17 protein-coding genes are annotated in these 16,166 nt (G+C 69.1%); 9 read left to right on the plus strand and 8 right to left on the minus strand.

What is annotated here, in order from left to right:
- Positions 1-9 precede the first annotated feature (9 nt).
- The 5 genes from AC3AP7_RS17345 to pxpB form a co-directional block, all read right to left on the minus strand.
- Complete coding sequence (locus AC3AP7_RS17345) at positions 10-966, minus strand: DUF979 domain-containing protein (protein WP_475766949.1); 957 nt, start codon at positions 964-966, stop codon at positions 10-12.
- A complete protein-coding gene (locus AC3AP7_RS17350; RefSeq protein ID WP_475766947.1) occupies positions 963-1,718 on the minus strand; it encodes a DUF969 domain-containing protein in 756 nt (251 codons plus the stop codon). Before AC3AP7_RS17350 ends, AC3AP7_RS17345 begins: the two co-directional genes overlap by 4 nt.
- 304 nt (positions 1,719-2,022) lie before the next feature.
- A complete protein-coding gene (pxpA, locus tag AC3AP7_RS17355; RefSeq protein WP_475766945.1) occupies positions 2,023-2,775 on the minus strand; it encodes a 5-oxoprolinase subunit PxpA in 753 nt (250 codons plus the stop codon).
- A gap of 17 nt (positions 2,776-2,792) precedes the next feature.
- Positions 2,793-3,845 (minus strand): 5-oxoprolinase subunit C family protein, encoded by a 1,053-nt coding sequence (locus tag AC3AP7_RS17360; protein ID WP_475766943.1) that lies wholly within the window; start codon positions 3,843-3,845, stop codon positions 2,793-2,795.
- The gene (gene pxpB, locus AC3AP7_RS17365) at positions 3,842-4,495 is read right to left on the minus strand and encodes a 5-oxoprolinase subunit PxpB (protein WP_475766940.1); all 654 of its coding nucleotides are present in this window, start codon (positions 4,493-4,495) and stop codon (positions 3,842-3,844) included. Before pxpB ends, AC3AP7_RS17360 begins: the two co-directional genes overlap by 4 nt.
- A 268-nt stretch (positions 4,496-4,763) precedes the next feature.
- Here pxpB and AC3AP7_RS17370 point away from each other — a divergent pair, with 268 nt between their 5' ends.
- Complete coding sequence (locus tag AC3AP7_RS17370) at positions 4,764-5,276, plus strand: winged helix DNA-binding protein (RefSeq protein WP_475766937.1); 513 nt, start codon at positions 4,764-4,766, stop codon at positions 5,274-5,276.
- Positions 5,277-5,289: 13 nt separating this feature from the next.
- On the opposite strand, the gene AC3AP7_RS17375 is transcribed toward AC3AP7_RS17370, so the two are convergent.
- Positions 5,290-5,904, minus strand: coding sequence for a 5-formyltetrahydrofolate cyclo-ligase (locus AC3AP7_RS17375; protein ID WP_475767876.1), 615 nt, complete (start codon positions 5,902-5,904; stop codon positions 5,290-5,292).
- Positions 5,905-5,912: 8 nt separating this feature from the next.
- Here AC3AP7_RS17375 and AC3AP7_RS17380 point away from each other — a divergent pair, with 8 nt between their 5' ends.
- From AC3AP7_RS17380 to AC3AP7_RS17395, 4 genes are all read left to right on the plus strand, one after another.
- Positions 5,913-7,883 carry a lytic transglycosylase domain-containing protein gene (locus tag AC3AP7_RS17380; protein ID WP_475766934.1) on the plus strand — a complete coding sequence of 657 codons (1,971 nt, stop codon included), beginning with the start codon at positions 5,913-5,915 and terminating at the stop codon, positions 7,881-7,883.
- Positions 7,884-7,957: 74 nt separating this feature from the next.
- Positions 7,958-8,911 carry a complex I NDUFA9 subunit family protein gene (locus AC3AP7_RS17385; RefSeq protein WP_475766932.1) on the plus strand — a complete coding sequence of 318 codons (954 nt, stop codon included), beginning with the start codon at positions 7,958-7,960 and terminating at the stop codon, positions 8,909-8,911.
- Between the two features lie 44 nt (positions 8,912-8,955).
- Positions 8,956-9,600 (plus strand): glutathione S-transferase family protein, encoded by a 645-nt coding sequence (locus AC3AP7_RS17390; protein ID WP_475766929.1) that lies wholly within the window; start codon positions 8,956-8,958, stop codon positions 9,598-9,600.
- A complete protein-coding gene (locus AC3AP7_RS17395) occupies positions 9,597-10,835 on the plus strand; it encodes a multifunctional CCA addition/repair protein (protein WP_475766927.1) in 1,239 nt (412 codons plus the stop codon). Before AC3AP7_RS17390 ends, AC3AP7_RS17395 begins: the two co-directional genes overlap by 4 nt.
- A gap of 27 nt (positions 10,836-10,862) precedes the next feature.
- Here AC3AP7_RS17395 and AC3AP7_RS17400 read toward each other — a convergent pair whose 3' ends face one another.
- Entirely contained in the window at positions 10,863-11,057 is a 195-nt protein-coding gene (locus AC3AP7_RS17400) for a DUF2905 domain-containing protein (RefSeq protein WP_475766924.1), read from the minus strand.
- Between the two features lie 61 nt (positions 11,058-11,118).
- Positions 11,119-12,324 (minus strand): class I SAM-dependent methyltransferase, encoded by a 1,206-nt coding sequence (locus AC3AP7_RS17405; protein ID WP_475766921.1) that lies wholly within the window; start codon positions 12,322-12,324, stop codon positions 11,119-11,121.
- A 13-nt stretch (positions 12,325-12,337) separates the two neighbouring features.
- Here AC3AP7_RS17405 and AC3AP7_RS17410 point away from each other — a divergent pair, with 13 nt between their 5' ends.
- The 4 genes from AC3AP7_RS17410 (at position 12,338) to glmU (ending at position 16,155) form a co-directional block, all read left to right on the plus strand.
- Positions 12,338-13,168 carry an SDR family oxidoreductase gene (locus tag AC3AP7_RS17410; protein ID WP_475766918.1) on the plus strand — a complete coding sequence of 277 codons (831 nt, stop codon included), beginning with the start codon at positions 12,338-12,340 and terminating at the stop codon, positions 13,166-13,168.
- A gap of 79 nt (positions 13,169-13,247) precedes the next feature.
- A complete protein-coding gene (locus tag AC3AP7_RS17415; RefSeq protein ID WP_475766916.1) occupies positions 13,248-13,643 on the plus strand; it encodes a dihydroneopterin aldolase in 396 nt (131 codons plus the stop codon).
- Between the two features lie 3 nt (positions 13,644-13,646).
- Positions 13,647-14,648, plus strand: a complete 1,002-nt coding sequence (gene ttcA, locus AC3AP7_RS17420; RefSeq protein WP_475766913.1) for a tRNA 2-thiocytidine(32) synthetase TtcA — start codon at positions 13,647-13,649, stop codon at positions 14,646-14,648.
- 145 nt (positions 14,649-14,793) lie between these two features.
- The gene (gene glmU / locus AC3AP7_RS17425) at positions 14,794-16,155 is read left to right on the plus strand and encodes a bifunctional UDP-N-acetylglucosamine diphosphorylase/glucosamine-1-phosphate N-acetyltransferase GlmU (RefSeq protein ID WP_475766911.1); all 1,362 of its coding nucleotides are present in this window, start codon (positions 14,794-14,796) and stop codon (positions 16,153-16,155) included.
- Positions 16,156-16,166 lie beyond the last annotated feature (11 nt).

Raw genomic sequence — 16,166 nt, forward strand, 5'->3', positions numbered from 1 at the left:
GCCGCGGCGCTAGCGGAACATCAGCGCGTTCAGCAGCACGATGTTCACCGCGAGCAGCATCAGGCCGGTCGGCACCTGAACCTTGATCACCGCGTTCTTGTCCGGCAGTTCGAGCAGCGCGGCGGGCACCATGTTGAAGTTCGCGGCCATCGGCGTCATCAGCGTGCCGCAGTAGCCCGAAAACATCCCGATTGCGACCATCACGGCCGGATTGCCGTGGAATACGCCGACGAGGATCGGCACGCCGACGCCGCCCGTCATCACCGGAAACGCGGCGAAGCCGTTGCCCATCACCATCGTGAAGAGCGCCATGCCGATGCAGTAGACCGCGACCGCGACGAAGCGGTAATCGAGGTCGATATACGCGGTCGTCACGTGCGCCACCGCCTTGCCGACGCCCGCATCGGAGAACACGAGGCCGAGCATGCCGAGCATCTGCGGCAGCACGGCGGCCCAGGAGAGCGCATCGACGAGACGGCGCGTTTCCTTCATCGACTGGCCGACCGAGTCGCGCGTCATCCAGCAGGCGAGCGCGAGTGCGATCACGCAGCCGATGCCGAAGCCGATCAGCGTGACGTTCTTCAGCTCGAACAGCGGCACGCCGCCGAATACCAGATGGCTCGCCGCCAGCGTGATCACCACGGTGACGACCGGAATGGTCAGCGCAGGCACGAACAGCTTGTTGCCGAGCCGCCGCGCGCTCGCCTGGCGGGCTTCGAGCGACAGCGTTTTCTCCTTGCCGGCCGTCACGCCGCCGAACCCGGCGATCAGCGCCATGGCGATCACGAGCACGCCGACCACGTCGGACGGCAGCCGGTCGCCGACGAGAAAGATCACCGCATAGATGATCCAGAAGCCGCCGGCCGCAAAGCGGCGCGGGTGCTCCCTGTCGGCGAGGATCATGCCGCCGACGACCAGCAGCACGATGCCGAGCAGCCAGAACAGATAATCGATTGTGAGCGTCATGCCTGGTCTCCTTCGCGGCGGGCGGACACCGGTGCGTCGGTGGAGCGCTCGCTCGCGGCGCCCTTGCCGAGCAGTTCGCGGTCGAGCTTGCGGTCGAGCAGATAGAGGCGCGTGCCGTGGATCACGAACGCGCAGATTGCGGTGGGAATGCCCCAGACCGCGACGTGCATCGGCTGCACGTTGATACCCGCTTCGCGCAGGAAGGTGGTCATCAGCACGATCGCGCCGAATGCGACGAAGATGTCTTCGCCGAAGAACAGCCCGACGTTGTCGGCCGACGCGGCGAAGGCGCGCAGCCGGTAGCGCACGGCGTCGGTGAGCTTGCCGTAGCGGGTTTCGGCCGCGCCCTCGGCCATCGGTGCGATCAGCGGACGCACCATCTGCGGGTGGCCGCCGAGACCGGTCAGCCCGACCGAGGCGGTCAGCTCGCGCACCAGCAGGTAGACGATCATCAGACGCCCGGCGGTCGCCGCGCGGATGCTGGCGATCCACGTCTGCGCGCGCTCGCGCAGGCCGTGCCGTTCGAGCAGGCCGATCACCGCGAGCGGCAGCAGGATGATCAGCGGAATGTTGCGGGTCTTCACGAAGCCGCTGCCGATCACCTGGAGCATCCGGTCGAGCGGGAAATGCGCGGCGAGCGGCGTGATGATCGCCGCGGCGGCGACAATTAGCATCGGGTTAAAGCGCAGCACGAAGCCGGCCACGATGACGGCGACGCCGATCAATGGCCATAAGTTGACTGCTGTCTGCATGGGAAGGATCTCCAGTCTAGTTGGCTAACCGCGCCGGGATGGCGGCGCTCCCGCGCGGCGGTACATGCCGTCCATGTACGCGCCGCGCTTTTCGCTTGCGCGGCTCTTGGCGGCCGCGTGGGGCACTGCAACTGCATGCTGCAAAAACGGCGGGTGTGACTGCCGCTGCGGACAGCGCAGCGGATGACGCATGACGACGGCCGGCACCGCGTGTGCGCTCACCGCGGCGAAGCCGCGCACCGCGCGTGCCGCACGCGGCGCGTGCGCGGCGGCGCGTTGCCGCGACGCCCGTGCCGCCAGCCTCTCACGCGCGCGCCGCGCTGGCGGCGTGCACTTCGACGCCGGCATCGACGAGCGCCGCGCGAATGCGGCGCGCGAACGCGAGCGCATGCGGGCCGTCGCCGTGCAGGCAGATGGTTTGCGCGCTGAGCGGCACCCAGTGCCCGTCGACCGAGCGCACGCGCTGATCGCGCACCATCGCGAGGGTGCGCGCGAGCACTTCGTCTTCGTCGTCGAGCAGCGCGCCGGGCTCCTTGCGCGGCACGAGCGAGCCGTCGGCGCGATAGCCGCGGTCCGCGAAGACCTCCTCGACCGCGACGAGCCCCGCTTCGCGCGCTGCGTTGACGAGCCCGCTGCCGGCGAGCGCGAACACCGCGAGCGACGGATCGAAGTCGTGTACCGCGGCGGTGATCGCATCGGCGATCTTCGGATCGCGCGCCGCCTGGTTGTACAGCGCGCCGTGCGGCTTCACGTGCGCGACCCGGCCGCCTTCGGCCTGCGCGATCGCCGACAGCGCGCCGAGCTGGTACAGCACGCCCGCGTAAATCTCGCTGGCGGGCAGGTCCATTTCCTTGCGGCCGAAATTTTCGGGGTCGTTGAAGCTCGGGTGCGCGCCGATCGAGACGCCCTTTTTCACGGCCCAGCGCACGCATTCGCGCATCGCGTTCGCGCCGCCCGCGTGCCAGCCGCACGCGATGTTGGCCGAGCTCACCAGGTCGAGCAGTGCTTCGTCGGAGCCACAGCCTTCGCCGAGATCGGCATTCAGATCGATTTCCATGATGTCCTCTAGCGGTGTTACGACGCCGCGCGCGCCGCTTCGCGCGCGCAGCGTTCCTCGTGCATGGCGATCGCGGCGTCGATCTGGCGCAGATATGCGCGCTCGTCGAGCAGCGCGCGCCGCGCGTCCTGCGGCGTCGCCGGGATGAAGCGGATGGCCGTGTTGAGCCGCACCTGCGCGAGCTTCCACAGGTCCGCTTCGATGACCGCGCCGATCTTCGGATAGCCGCCGGTCGTCTGCGCGTCGCTCAGGAGCACGATCGGCTGGCCGTTCGGCGGAACCTGGATCGTGCCGGGTATCACCGCGTGCGACAGCAGATCGGCCTTGCGGGGGCGCTTCAGTTCGGTGCCGGCGAGGCGGTAGCCCATCCGGTTGCTGTTCGGCGTGACGAGCCATTCGTCGGCCCAGAACGCCCGCTGGGCGTCGGCGCCGAAGCTGTCGTACTCGGGGCCTGGCAGGACGCGGATCGGCATGGCCCAGGCGAGCCCCGACGGATGGCGTCCGCGCCGCGGCGCTTCGTGCGCGAGCCCGAACTTGCACCAGCCAGGCGCTTTCACGCCGAACTCCGGCGCATCGAGGCTCACGCCGCTCGCGGCGCGCGGCGCCGGCGCGCCGAGCGGCAGCCGGTCGCCGTCGCGCAGCGCGCGGCCGCCGAGTCCGCCGAAGCGGCCCGCCAGATCCGTGCTGCGCGATCCGAGCATCGGCAGCACGTCGATGCCGCCGGCGATCGCGACGTAGCCGCGCATGTCGCGCTTCGCCGCCTGCAGCGTCAGCGTCTGGCCGGCCTTGACCGGCAGGCTCCACCACGCGTGCACCGGCTTGCCGTCGAGCGTCGCGCCGAACTCGGCGCCGCTGATCGCGACGCGCGTGGCGCGCGCAAAGCGCAGCACGACCGGTCCGAAGGTGATTTCGAGGCCGGCGGCCTCCGGCGCATTGCCGACCAGCCGGTTGCCGACCTGCAGCGCCAGCCGGTCGAGCGCGCCGCCGCGCGCGACGCCGAGATGCCGGTAGCCTTGCCGGCCGAGATCCTGCACCGTGGTGAGCAGACCCGCGCGAATGACGTCGATCATGCGTGGATCCCCGCGACGGTGAAGCGCACCCGGTCGCCCGGCTGCAGCAGCGTGGGCGGCGTGTTCGCGGGATCGAACAGCGGCACGTCGGTGCGCCCGATCAGTTGCCAGCCGCCCGGCGCGGCGGCCGGATAGATGCCGGTCTGCTCGCCGCCGATGCCGACCGAGCCGGCCGGCACTTCGAGCCGCGGCGCGGCGCGGCGCGGCGTGTGCAGCGCCGCGGCGAGCCCGCCCATATAGGCGAAGCCGGGCTGGAAGCCGATGAAGAACACCACGTATTCACCGCCCGAATGGCGTGCGACCACCTCGCGCGCCGTCAGTCCGGTGTGGCGCGCGACCTCTTCGAGATCGGGACCGAACTCGCCGCCGTACTGCACCGGCACGTCGATTTCGCGGCTCTGCGCGGTGTGCTGCGCGGCGGCTTCCCACGCGTCGCGCAGCGCGTGCGCGAGCGCCTCGCCGTCCCCGGCGAGCGGGTCGAACACGATCGTCAGGTTGTTCATGCCGGGCACCACGTCGACGACGTGCGGCCAGCCGCGCGCCTCGCCGGCGACGGTCCAGACGCGCCGCTGGCATTCGAGGGTGGCGGGCGGCGGGGTTTCGCATACGACTGCGCTATCGCCGAGCGGAAAAATTCGCGGTGGCTTCATCGGACTTCATCGAGGGTTCACAGGAGCGCGCGGGCGAAGCCGGCGCGCTGCGTGGCGAAACGGGACGGAACAGCACGCGCTCAGGCACGTTCGCCGGCAGATTCTCAAGCTTGTTGTCGGCATGGCGGACATGCTCCATGAGTGTGAGACTATATTATCAATAAAATATCGACAATTTATGAATAAGCGTTTTCGCCAGGGCGCCCGAAGCGCGCGGGCCGTCGTACACTGCGGCCAGGTTCAATCCGTCCAGCGAGAGAGTCACCCGATGTCGCGCCAGCCGACCAAAATCGTTTCCTCCGAACACCTCGTCTCCGAGTCGAGCGCCGAACTCTCCGAGTTCGAGTACGCGCTGATCATGGCCGGCAACGCATTCAACCGCTGGATGGTGCGCTGCATGTCGGCGGCCGGCGCCAAGGACATGACCGCCATCGAGGTGTCGCTGCTGCATCACGTGAGCCATCGGGAGCGCCGCAAGAAGCTGGCCGACATCTGCTTCGTGCTGAACATCGAGGACACGCACATCGCGACCTACGCGTTGAAGAAGCTCGTAGCTAGAGGGTATGTAAAAAGCGAAAAGACCGGCAAGGAAGTGTTCTTCTCGGCGACCGAGGCCGGCCGCGCGCTTTGCATGAAGTACCGGGACGTGCGCGAAAGCTGCCTGATCGCGACGCTAAAGGAAAGCGGCCTGACGAACCAGCAGATCGGCGAGGCGGCGCAGCTGATCCGCAACGCATCGGGCCTGTACGACACCGCGGCGCGCGCCGCGGCGTCGCTCTAGCGCGCCGGCGGCCTCAGGCCTGCGCGGGGCGCGGATAGCTGCCCGCTTCGGTGAGGATCAGGTCGAGCGGAATGTCGTGCGCTTCGTGCGCGAGCCCCGCGACGCGGCAGGCCTCGAACGCGATGCCGATCGTCACCGGCTTGCGCGGCGCGGGCCACGCGGCGAGCGTGCGATCGTAGTAGCCCCCGCCGTAGCCGAGCCGGTAGCCCGCGTCGTCGAACCCCACGCAGGGCACGAACAGCAGGTCCGGCACGACGGACGGCGTGCCGTCCGGTTCGGGGATCCGGTGATGGCCGGTGCGCATCGGCGTGTCCGGCGCCCACGCGTGAAAGCGCAGCGCTTCGCCGCGCGCCGCGACGACCGGCAGCGCGGCCGAGCGATCCGCGCCGGGCGCGAGCCACAGCGCGATCGCGGCGCGCGCGTCGAACTCGCCGGCGAGCGGCCAGTAAAAGCCCACGCACGACGGCTCGTACCGACTCAGCACGGTGAGCATGCGGCGGCTGATCGAGGGCGCGAGCGAAGGCTCGCGAGCCGCTTGCAGACGGGCTTCGAGGAGCATTGCACGGAGCGCGCTTTTCGATTTCGGGACGGGGTTGCGTGCTATGCTTGGGCTCAATTCGCGCTCCAGAAACAACGATGTCAAAACGCCTCTTCCGAGTATATCGCGCGGTCGGTCTCGTGCTTGCGGCCGCCTCGCTCGTCGCCTGCACCACCGCTTCCGCCGTCCGGCTCGCTCCCCCCGCGCAGATGTCCAGTGACGACCAGACCTTCCTGCAGCTGCGCGATGCGGCGCGCGACAACGACGCGGCGCGCGCCGCGCAACTCGCGGCGATGATCCCGGACTATCCGGCGCCCGGCTATGTCGAGTACTTCGCGCTCAAGCCGCAGTTGTTCGACTCGGGCGGCCACGCGCGCGTCGACGCGCCCGACGCGCCGGTGCTCGCGTTCCTGCAGAAGTACGACGGCCAGGCGATCGCCGACCGGCTGCGCAACGACTACCTGCTGGTGCTCGGCGCACGCCACGACTGGAGCGACTTCGACGCGCAGTACGCGCGCTTCGTGCTGAACGACGACACCCAGGTGAAGTGCTATGCGCTCGAATCGCGCGCCGCGCGCGGCGAAAACGTCGCGGACGCGGCGCGCGCGCTGCTCGTCAATCCGCGCTGGTACGGCGACGGCTGCGTCGATCTGGTCACCGCGCTCGCGATCAACCAGCAGTTCAGCGCCGCCGACGTGTGGCAGCAGATCCGCCTCGCCTACGAGCAGAACTATCCGAACACCGGCAGCCGGATGCTCGACGCCCTCGGCAACCAGCGCCCCGACCCCACGCTGTTCGGGCAGGCGACCGATGCGCCGCCGCTGCTGCTCGCCAACGGCGTCAGCGCCGATCCGCAGTCGCATCAGCTTGCGCTGCTCGCGATCACGCGGATGGCGCGCAACGACCCCGCCATGGCGGCCGCCACCTTCACGTCGCTCGCGCCGTCGCTCAGCACGCCGGAGCGCGCAATCGGCTGGGCCACGATCGCGTACCAAGCCGCGCTCAAGCAGATGCCGTCCGCGGTCGACTGGTACCGGCTTACCGCGAACGCGCCGCTGCTGTCCGACCCGGATTACGAATGGCGCACGCGCAGTGCGCTGCTCGCCGGCGACTGGACGATGGTGCGCTGGTCGATCGACCAGATGCCGGCCGCGCTGCGCAGCAAGCCCACGTGGATCTACTGGCACGCGCGCGCGCTGAAGCAGGCGGGCGACATCGCGCAGGCCGACCAGGAATTCGCGCAGATCGCGCAGAACTACGACTTTTACGGGCAGCTTGCGCTCGAAGAACTGGGCCGCAAGATCACCGTGCCGCCGCGCACCCTCGTCACGGACGCGGAGATCGAGCAGGCGTCGCACACGCCGGGCTTCGCGCTCGCGCAGCATTTCTACGACCTGAACATGCGGCTCGAAGGCAACCGCGAATGGAACTGGCCGCTGCGCAAGATGACAGACCGGCAGCTGCTGGCGGCGGCCGAGTACGCGCGCCGCATCCAGCTGTATGACCGCACGGTCAACACCGCGGACCGCACGCAGACCGAGCACGATTTCACGCTGCGCTATCTCGCGCCGTTTCGCGACATCGTCGAGCGCGATGCGCAGGCGAGCGGGCTGGACGTCGAATGGGCGTACGGGCTGATTCGCCAGGAGTCGCGCTTCATCATGAACGCGCGTTCGGAGGTCGGCGCGAGCGGGCTGATGCAACTGATGCCGGGCACCGCGCAACTGGTCGCGCGCAAGATCGGGCTCGGGCCGGTTTCGCGCGAGCAGATGAACGACCTGAACACGAACATCCTGCTCGGAACCAGCTACCTTTCGATGATTTACAATCAGTTCGACGGGTCCGCCGTACTCGCGACCGCCGGCTACAACGCCGGTCCAGGCCGCTCGCGGGCGTGGCGCGAAGCGTTGCCGCGTCCGGTCGAAGGGGCGATCTTCGCCGAGACGATCCCCTTCAACGAGACCCGCGACTACGTGAAGAATGTGCTGTCGAACACGGTCTACTACGCGGCGCTGTTCGAAGGCCGTCCGCAATCGCTGAAGGCGCGTCTCGGCTATATCGCGCCCTAGGCTTCGCGCCGCCGCGGGCCGCGCGGCGGCGTCTTCCTCCGGCCGTCGCCGCGGCGCTCACGAGGGAGTCGAACATGCGACATCAAGCCATTGCGATCATCGGCGGTTCCGGGTTCATCGGCAGCCATCTCGTCAACGCGCTCGTCGAGCAGGGCAAAACGGTGCGCGTCGCGACCCGCCGCCGCAACAACGCAAGCCATCTGACGATGCTGCCGATCGACGTGATCGAAGCCGACGTGTTCGATCCGCTGCAGCTCGCGCGCTTCGTCGAGAATGCCGATGCGGTGATCAACCTCGTCGGCGTGCTGCACGACGCGCGCGGCAAGCCGTATGGCCCGGGGTTCGCGAAGATGCACGTCGAGTTGCCGGGCCGCATCGTGGCCGCCTGCGAAGGCAAGGGCGTGCACCGGCTGATTCACATGAGCGCGCTCGGCGCCGACCCGGATGGCCCCAGCATGTATCTGCGCTCGAAGGGCGACGGCGAGAAAGCCGCGCGGGCCGGTACGCTGGCGACCACGATCTTCCGGCCGTCGGTCGTATTCGGGCCGGAAGACCGCTTCCTCAATCAGTTCGCGTTCCTGCAGCGCGTGTTTCCGGTCATCCCGCTCGCGAAGCCCGACGCGCAGTTTCAGCCGGTCTACGTCGGCGACGTGACGAAAGCGATCCTCAACACGCTCGATCTCGATGCCGCCTGCGGGCGCACGTATGAACTCGGCGGCCCGACCGTCTACACGCTCGAACAGCTCGTGCGCTACTGCGGCGACGTGATCGGCCGTCACGCGCGCATTATCCGGCTGCCGGACGCGCTGGCCCGCCTCCAGGCACTCAGCTTCGAACTCGCACCGGGCGAAACGCTGATTTCGCGCGACAACCTCGACTCAATGAGCGTGCCAAACGTGATGAGCGGCCCGCTCGCGCCGGAACTGGGCGTGGAGCCCGCGAGCATCGAGTCGATCGCGCCCGTCTATCTGACCGGCGCGTCGCTGCGCTCGCGCCTGAACGCGTTTCGCGCGAGCGCCGGGCGCTGAGCAGGGCGGTATTCCTTCAATCACACTAAATAAACGGCTCAAGCATGAAACTGGTGATCGGTGACAAGAACTATTCGTCGTGGTCGATGCGGCCCTGGGTGCTGATGACGCATTTCGGCATCCCGTTCGAGGAAGTGAAGATCCTGATGAACGAGCCCGATTCCAAAGCCACGATGCTCGCGCATTCGCCGGCGGGCAAAGTGCCCTGTCTCGTGCTCGACGACGGATTGGCGGTCTGGGATTCGCTCGCGATCGCCGAAACGCTCGCCGAGCGTTTCGCGCACCTGCCGCTGTGGCCGCGCGACGCGGCGGCGCGCGCCCGCGCGCGTTCGGTCAGCGCCGAGATGCACGCGGGCTTCGGCGAACTGCGCTCGGCGATGTGGATGAACATCCGCGCGTCGTTCCCCGGCAAGGGCGCGACACCCGGCGCGCTGGCGGACATCGCGCGCATCGACGCGCTGTGGCGCGACTGTCTCGCGGCTTCGGGCGGCCCCTTCCTGTTCGGCGAGTTCTGTGTGGCGGACGCGATGTATGCGCCGGTCGTCATGCGCTTCAGGACGTGGCAACCGGCGCTGTCGGACGAGGCAGCCGCGTATGCCGCGCGCGTGTCGCAGGCGCCAGCCGTGCAGGCGTGGGTCGAGGACGCGCTGCGCGAGACGCATACGATCGCGTACTACGAGAACGCATGAATATCTATGCCGTAGGCGGCGCGATTCGCGACGAACTGCTCGGCGTGCCGGTGCAGGACCGCGATTACGTGGTGGTCGGCGCGACGCCGGAGCAGATGGTGTCGCAGGGTTACCGGCCGGTGGGCCGGGATTTTCCGGTGTTTCTGCATCCCGACACGCACGAGGAGTACGCGCTCGCGCGCACCGAGCGCAAGACCGCGGCGGGTTACCACGGCTTCCAGTTCTTTTATGCGCCCGATGTCACGCTCGAGGAAGACCTCGCGCGCCGCGACCTGACGATCAACGCAATGGCGCGCGCGGTGCGGCCCGACGGCACGCTGGACGGCCCGGTGATCGACCCGTTCGGCGGCGCAGCCGATCTGCGCGCGCGCGTGTTCCGGCACGTCGGCGACGCATTCGTCGAGGATCCGGTGCGGATTCTGCGCGTCGCGCGTTTTGCGGCGCGCTTCGCGGATTTCACCGTGGCGCCCGACACGATGGCGCTGATGCGCCGGATGGTCGAGGCTGGCGAGGTCGATGCGCTGGTCCCCGAGCGCGTCTGGCAGGAGGTGTCGCGCGGACTGATGGAAGCGCGTCCGTCGCGGATGTTCGCGGTGCTGCGCGACTGCGGCGCGCTCGCGCGCGTGCTGCCGGAGGTCGACGCGCTGTTCGGCGTGCCGCAGCGGGCCGATTACCATCCGGAAGTCGACACCGGCGTGCACGTGATGATGGTCGTCGATCACGCCGCCGCGCGGCACTACGCGCTCACGGTGCGCTTTGCCGCGCTCACGCACGATCTGGGCAAGGCCGCCACGCCGGCTGACGTGCTGCCGCGCCACCTCGGCCACGAGGGGCGCAGCGTCGATCTGCTCAAGCCGCTGTGCGAGCGCCTGCGCGTGCCGAACGACTGCCGCGATCTGGCGCTGCTGGTCGCGCGCGAGCACGGCAATATCCATCGCGTGATGGATACCGGCCCGGCGGGGCTCGTGCGTCTGTTCGAGCGCAGCGACGCGCTGCGCAAACCCGCGCGCTTCGCGGAGGCGTTGCAGGCGTGCGAGTCCGACGCGCGTGGCCGGCTCGGTTTCGAATCGCGCCTGTATCCGCAGGCCGAGCGGCTGCGCGCGGCGCTCGTCGCGGCGCGCGCGGTCGATGCGGGCGCGGTGGCGCGCGCGTTCGGCGACCGGCCTGCGCAGATCAAGGATGCGGTGCAGCGGGAGCGCATCCGCGCGGTGGCCCGCGCGCTCGGCGAAGCCTGAGCGGCGCGCCGGCGGGGCGGCTTGCCGCTAGAGCAGCCGCGCGATCAGCGACAACAGCAGCGACAGCACCAGCGTCGACATGAACGGGAACGGCCAGGTCTTGCCGAACAGGCGCAGCGTGACGTCGCCGGGCAGCCGGCCGATCCCGATCTTGTGCAGCCACGGCCACGCCGACGACAGCACCGCCACCGCGATGAAAGTGGTCAGCAGCCAGCGGATCATCGCGCCTCCCGCATCGATCGCGGCTGTGCGTGGGCGGCGCGGCGGGGCAGTGCGGCGGCGCTCATAGCGTATGCGAGCGGTCGCCGGCCGCAAACGCGTCGAGCGTCTCGTCGATGCCGCGCGAGAATGCGATCACCTTGAAAAGCTCGCCCATCTCGGCCTCCGACAGCAGCTTTTGCACCGCGCTCGCGGCCGGCAGGAACGAAGCCGTGTCGGCCGGGTCGAGTTGCGCGAGCACGTCGGTGATGCCCGCGTTCAGCAGAAACCGCGCCTGCGACGTGTAGCCGAGCAGATCCGCCCCGGTCTCGACCCCGGCTTCCGCGATGCCGGTGAATTCGACGTGCGCGGTGATGTCCTGCAGGCCGGGGTAGAGAAACGGGTCGCCGTGCGCACGATGCCGGTAGTGGCAGATCAGCGTGCCTTGCGTGCGCTGCGGATGGTAGTACTCGGCGCGCGGAAAGCCGTAGTCGATGAACAGCGCCGCGCCGCGCGCGAGCATCGTGCAGACCGTGCGCGTGAATGCGCGCGCGGCCTCGTGCGTTTCGGTGACGTAGCCGTCGTCGGCGTCATCGACGTCATCGACGTCGAGGCTCGCGAGCAGCGCGGCGTCCGCCGCCGAGTCGAGCGGCCGCTCGGCGAAGCCGAAGCCGTCGGCGCCGTGGGCGACGCCACGCTCCCGCCAGGCGCCGTCGCGCCGCGCGAACAGGCGCACCGGCATCGCGTCGAGCACCTCGTTGCCGATCGCGACGCCTTCGAAGCGTTCGGGCAGCGTGTCGAGCCAGCGGACCCTGGCGGCGAGCGCGGGCACGCGCGCTTCGATTGTCTCGCGCTGGCGCGCGCGCAACTCGCCGGACAACTCGACGATCGAATAGGTGTCGAACGCGGCGCCGAGCGCGTCGAGCGCCTCAAGCAGGCCTGCGGCGAGTTTTCCGGTGCCCGCGCCGAATTCGAGCAGCGCGCGCGTGCCGCTCGCCGCGAGCGCCTGCGCGACCGGCCGGGCCAGCGTGGCCGCGAACAGCGGCGAAAGCTCGGGCGCGGTGACGAAGTCGCTGCCGTCCTCCGGACGGCGGCCGAATTTGACCGAGCCGCCGCTGTAGTAGCCGAGTCCGGGCGTGTACAGCGCGTCTTCCATGTAGCGCGCGAACGGCAGCCATCCGCCGGCCGCGTCGAGCCGCGCGCGCAGGTGCGCGGCGAGCGCGTCGGACTGCGCGAGCGCGTCCGGGCCGGGAGCGGGTAAACTAGCGGGTTCGTGAGCTTTCGGATTCATCCGCGTATTGTAAATGACCGCTTCGTCCGAATCTTCCGCTTCCCCTGCCCATCCGGTCCCGGCCGGCCCGCCGCGGGTCGCGCTGATCACCGGCGCCGCGCGGCGGATCGGCCGGGCGCTGGCGCTCGGCTTTGCCGCGCGCGGCTGGGATGTGGCCGTCCATTACGGGCGCTCGGAGGCCGATGCGCAGTACGTGGTGGACCAGATCGTGGCGCTCGGCCGCCGCGCGGTCGCGCTCCGGGCGGATCTGGCGTCGGAGGCCGAGGTCGCGCGGCTCGTGCCGGACTGCGCGGCGGCGCTCGGCGTGCCGGCGTGCATCGTCAACAATGCGTCGAGCTTCGAGGAAGACACCGCGCAGGACATCGGCTACGAGCGTCTGCTGAAGCAGACCGCGATCAACCTCGGCGCGCCGCTTGTGCTCGCGCGCTGCCTGTACGAGGCGACGCCGGAGGCCGCGCGCAGCGACGAAGCGCTGCGCACCGTGGTGATCAACGTGCTGGACCAGAAGCTGTACAACATGAACCCGGATTATCTGTCGTACACGCTGACGAAGGCCGCGCTGCAGAACGCGACGGTCGCGCTCGCCCAGGCGCTTGCGCCGAAGGTGCGCGTCGTCGGTCTCGCGCCCGGGCTCACGCTGCAATCCGGCGCCCAGACGCCGGACGGGTTTGCCGCCGCGCACCGGGTGACGCCGCTCGGCCATGCGTCGCGGCCGGCGGATCTGGTGGCAGCCGCGCTGTATCTGGCCGACGCGCCGGCGGTGACCGGCACGACGCTGGTGGTCGACGGCGGACAGCACCTGGTGCCGTCGCCGCGCGACGTCATGTATTTGCTGGGCGCCTGAATGCGCGGCCGTCACGGACGGCTGCCCGGACGGACGCCTCCCGTGCGTGCGACGCACGCTTTTTTCGACTGGAACGAACATGTTTGCCGCTCTGATGCATCCTCGCCTCGCCGATTGCCGGCGGCTCTTTTTGCGCAACTACGAAGTGCACATCAACATCGGCGTGCACGATTTCGAAAAGCGCGGCGAGCAGCGCGTCGTCATCAACGTCGAGCTGTTCGTGCCGCTCGCCGAGTCGACGCCGGTCGAGGACCGGCTGCGCGAAGTGGTCGACTACGACTTCATGCGCGCGACGATCGCCGCGCGCGTCGAGCGCGGCCACATCCATCTGCAGGAAACGCTGTGCGACGACCTGCTGAAGACCTTTCTCGCGCATCCGCAGGTGCGCGCGGCGCGCGTGTCGACCGAGAAGCCGGACGTTTATCCCGACTGCGACGCAGTCGGCGTCGAAGTGTTCCGCGTCAGGGAGGATTGAGCGATGAACGCACCCGGGACGCTCGCCCGCGACGCCGCGCCCGCCGACGGCGCCGATCGTGCCGACGAGCGCGCGCGCAAGCTGCCGCTGTCGCGCCGCGAGCAGAAAGAGGCATACGAGAACAACAAGCTGTTCAAGCGGCTCGCGCGCCAGGTCGGCCAGGCGATTGCCGACTACGCGATGATCGAGGACGGCGACAAGGTGATGGTGTGCCTGTCGGGCGGCAAGGACAGCTACGCGATGCTCGACATCCTGATGCGGCTGCGCGAGCGCGCGCCGATCAACTTCGGGATCGTCGCGGTAAACCTCGACCAGAAGCAGCCGGGCTTTCCCGAGCACGTGCTGCCGGACTACCTGAGCCGGCTGGAGATTCCGTTTCACATCGAGAATCAGGATACGTACAGCATCGTCAAGCGGCTCGTGCCGGAGGGCAAGACCACCTGCTCGCTGTGCTCGCGGCTGCGTCGCGGGATCCTGTACCGGGTGGCGGGCGAGCTCGGCGCGACGAAGATCGCGCTCGGCCACCACCGCGACGACATCCTGCAGACGCTGCTGCTGAACCTGTTCTACGGCGGCAAGCTGAAGGGGATGCCGCCGAAGCTGCAGTCCGACGACGGCAAGAACATCGTGATCCGCCCGCTCGCCTACGTGAAGGAAGGCGATCTGGAGAAATATGCGGAGTTGCGCGCGTTTCCGATTATTCCGTGCAACCTGTGCGGCAGCCAGCCGAACCTGAAGCGTGCGGAAATGAAGGCGCTGATCCGCGAGTGGGACAAGCGCTTTCCGGGCCGCGTGGACAACATGTTCAGCGCGCTCTCGAATGTCGTGCCGTCGCACCTGATGGACCCGGCGCTGTATCCGTTTGCGACGCTGCGCGCAAGCGGCGTCGCGGATCCGCAGGGCGACATCGCATTCGACGAGGAGCCGTGCGCGAGCGACGCCGGGCGCAGCGAGGCGCCGGCGGGTTTGCAGCCCATCTCGATCGTCCAGTTTGACGATCTTTAAAGCCTTCCGGCAGACCTTGCCGAAACGCCGCAAACCCCGCGCCGGCGGGGCTTTGCCGCGATCGCGACAGGCGTTGCCGCAACGGCTTCGCGCGAAGGGCGCATGCTAGAATGACCGGCTCCAAACTCGTGTTCACGCCGACGCCATGAATATCGTGATCCTGGCTGCCGGCACCGGCAAGCGCATGCGTTCCGCATTGCCCAAGGTGCTGCATCCGCTGGCCGGCCGGCCGCTCCTGTCTCACGTTCTCGATACGGCGCGTTCGCTGAAACCCACGCGCCTCGTCGTGGTGATCGGTCACGGCGCGGACGCGGTGCGCGCGGCGGTCGCGGCGCCGGACGTGCAGTTCGCGGTGCAGGCGGAGCAGCTCGGCACGGGCCACGCGGTGCAGCAGGCGCTGCCGCTGCTCGATCCGGCGGCGCCCACGCTCGTGCTGTACGGCGACGTTCCGCTCACGCGCGCGAGCACGCTGCAGCGGCTCGCCGACAGCGCGGCCGAAGGCTGCTATGGCGTGCTCACGGTCACGCTCGCCGACCCGACCGGGTACGGCCGCATCGTGCGCGACCAGGCCGGCTGCGTCACGCGCATCGTCGAGCAGAAGGACGCCACGCCCGAACAGCTGCGCATCGCCGAGATCAATACGGGCATCGTCATCACGCCGACCGCGCAGCTTGCGATGTGGCTCGCCGCGCTGAGGAACGACAACGCGCAGGGCGAGTTCTATCTGACGGATGTCGTCGAGCACGCGATCGAAGCGGGTTTCGAAGTCGTCACCTCGCAGCCGGACGAAGAGTGGGAAACGCTCGGCGTGAACAGCAAGCATCAGCTGGCCGAGCTCGAACGCATCCATCAGCGCAATGTCGCGGATGCGCTGCTCGCGAACGGCGTGACGCTCGCCGACCCGGCGCGCATCGACGTGCGCGGCACGCTCGCCTGCGGGCGCGACGTGTCGATCGACGTGAACTGCGTGTTCGAAGGCGACGTGAGCCTCGCGGACAACGTGACGGTCGGGCCGCACTGCGTGATCCGCCACGCGACGATCGGCGCGGGCACGCGCATCGAGGCGTTCACGCACATCGAGGGCGCACGCGTTGGCGCGGCCGCGGTGCTCGGTCCCTACGCGCGGCTGCGTCCCGGCGCCACGCTGCAGGACGAGACCCACATCGGCAATTTCGTCGAAGTGAAAAATGCCGTGCTCGGCCGCGGCTCGAAAGCGAATCACCTGAGCTACGTCGGCGACGCCGACGTCGGCGCGCGCGTGAATATCGGCGCGGGCACGATCACCTGCAACTACGACGGTGCGAACAAGTTCCGCACGGTCATCGAAGACGACGTGTTCGTCGGCTCGGATACCCAGCTGGTCGCGCCGGTGCGCGTCGGGCGCGGCGCGACGATCGCGGCGGGCACGACGGTATGGAAGGACGTCGAGGACGACATGCTCGTGCTGAACGACAAGACGCAGACGAGCAGGCCGGGCTATGTGCGCCCGACGAAAAAGACGAGCTGAATCCGAAACTC

It is taken from the genome of Paraburkholderia sp. PAMB 6770 (assembly GCF_057748135.1).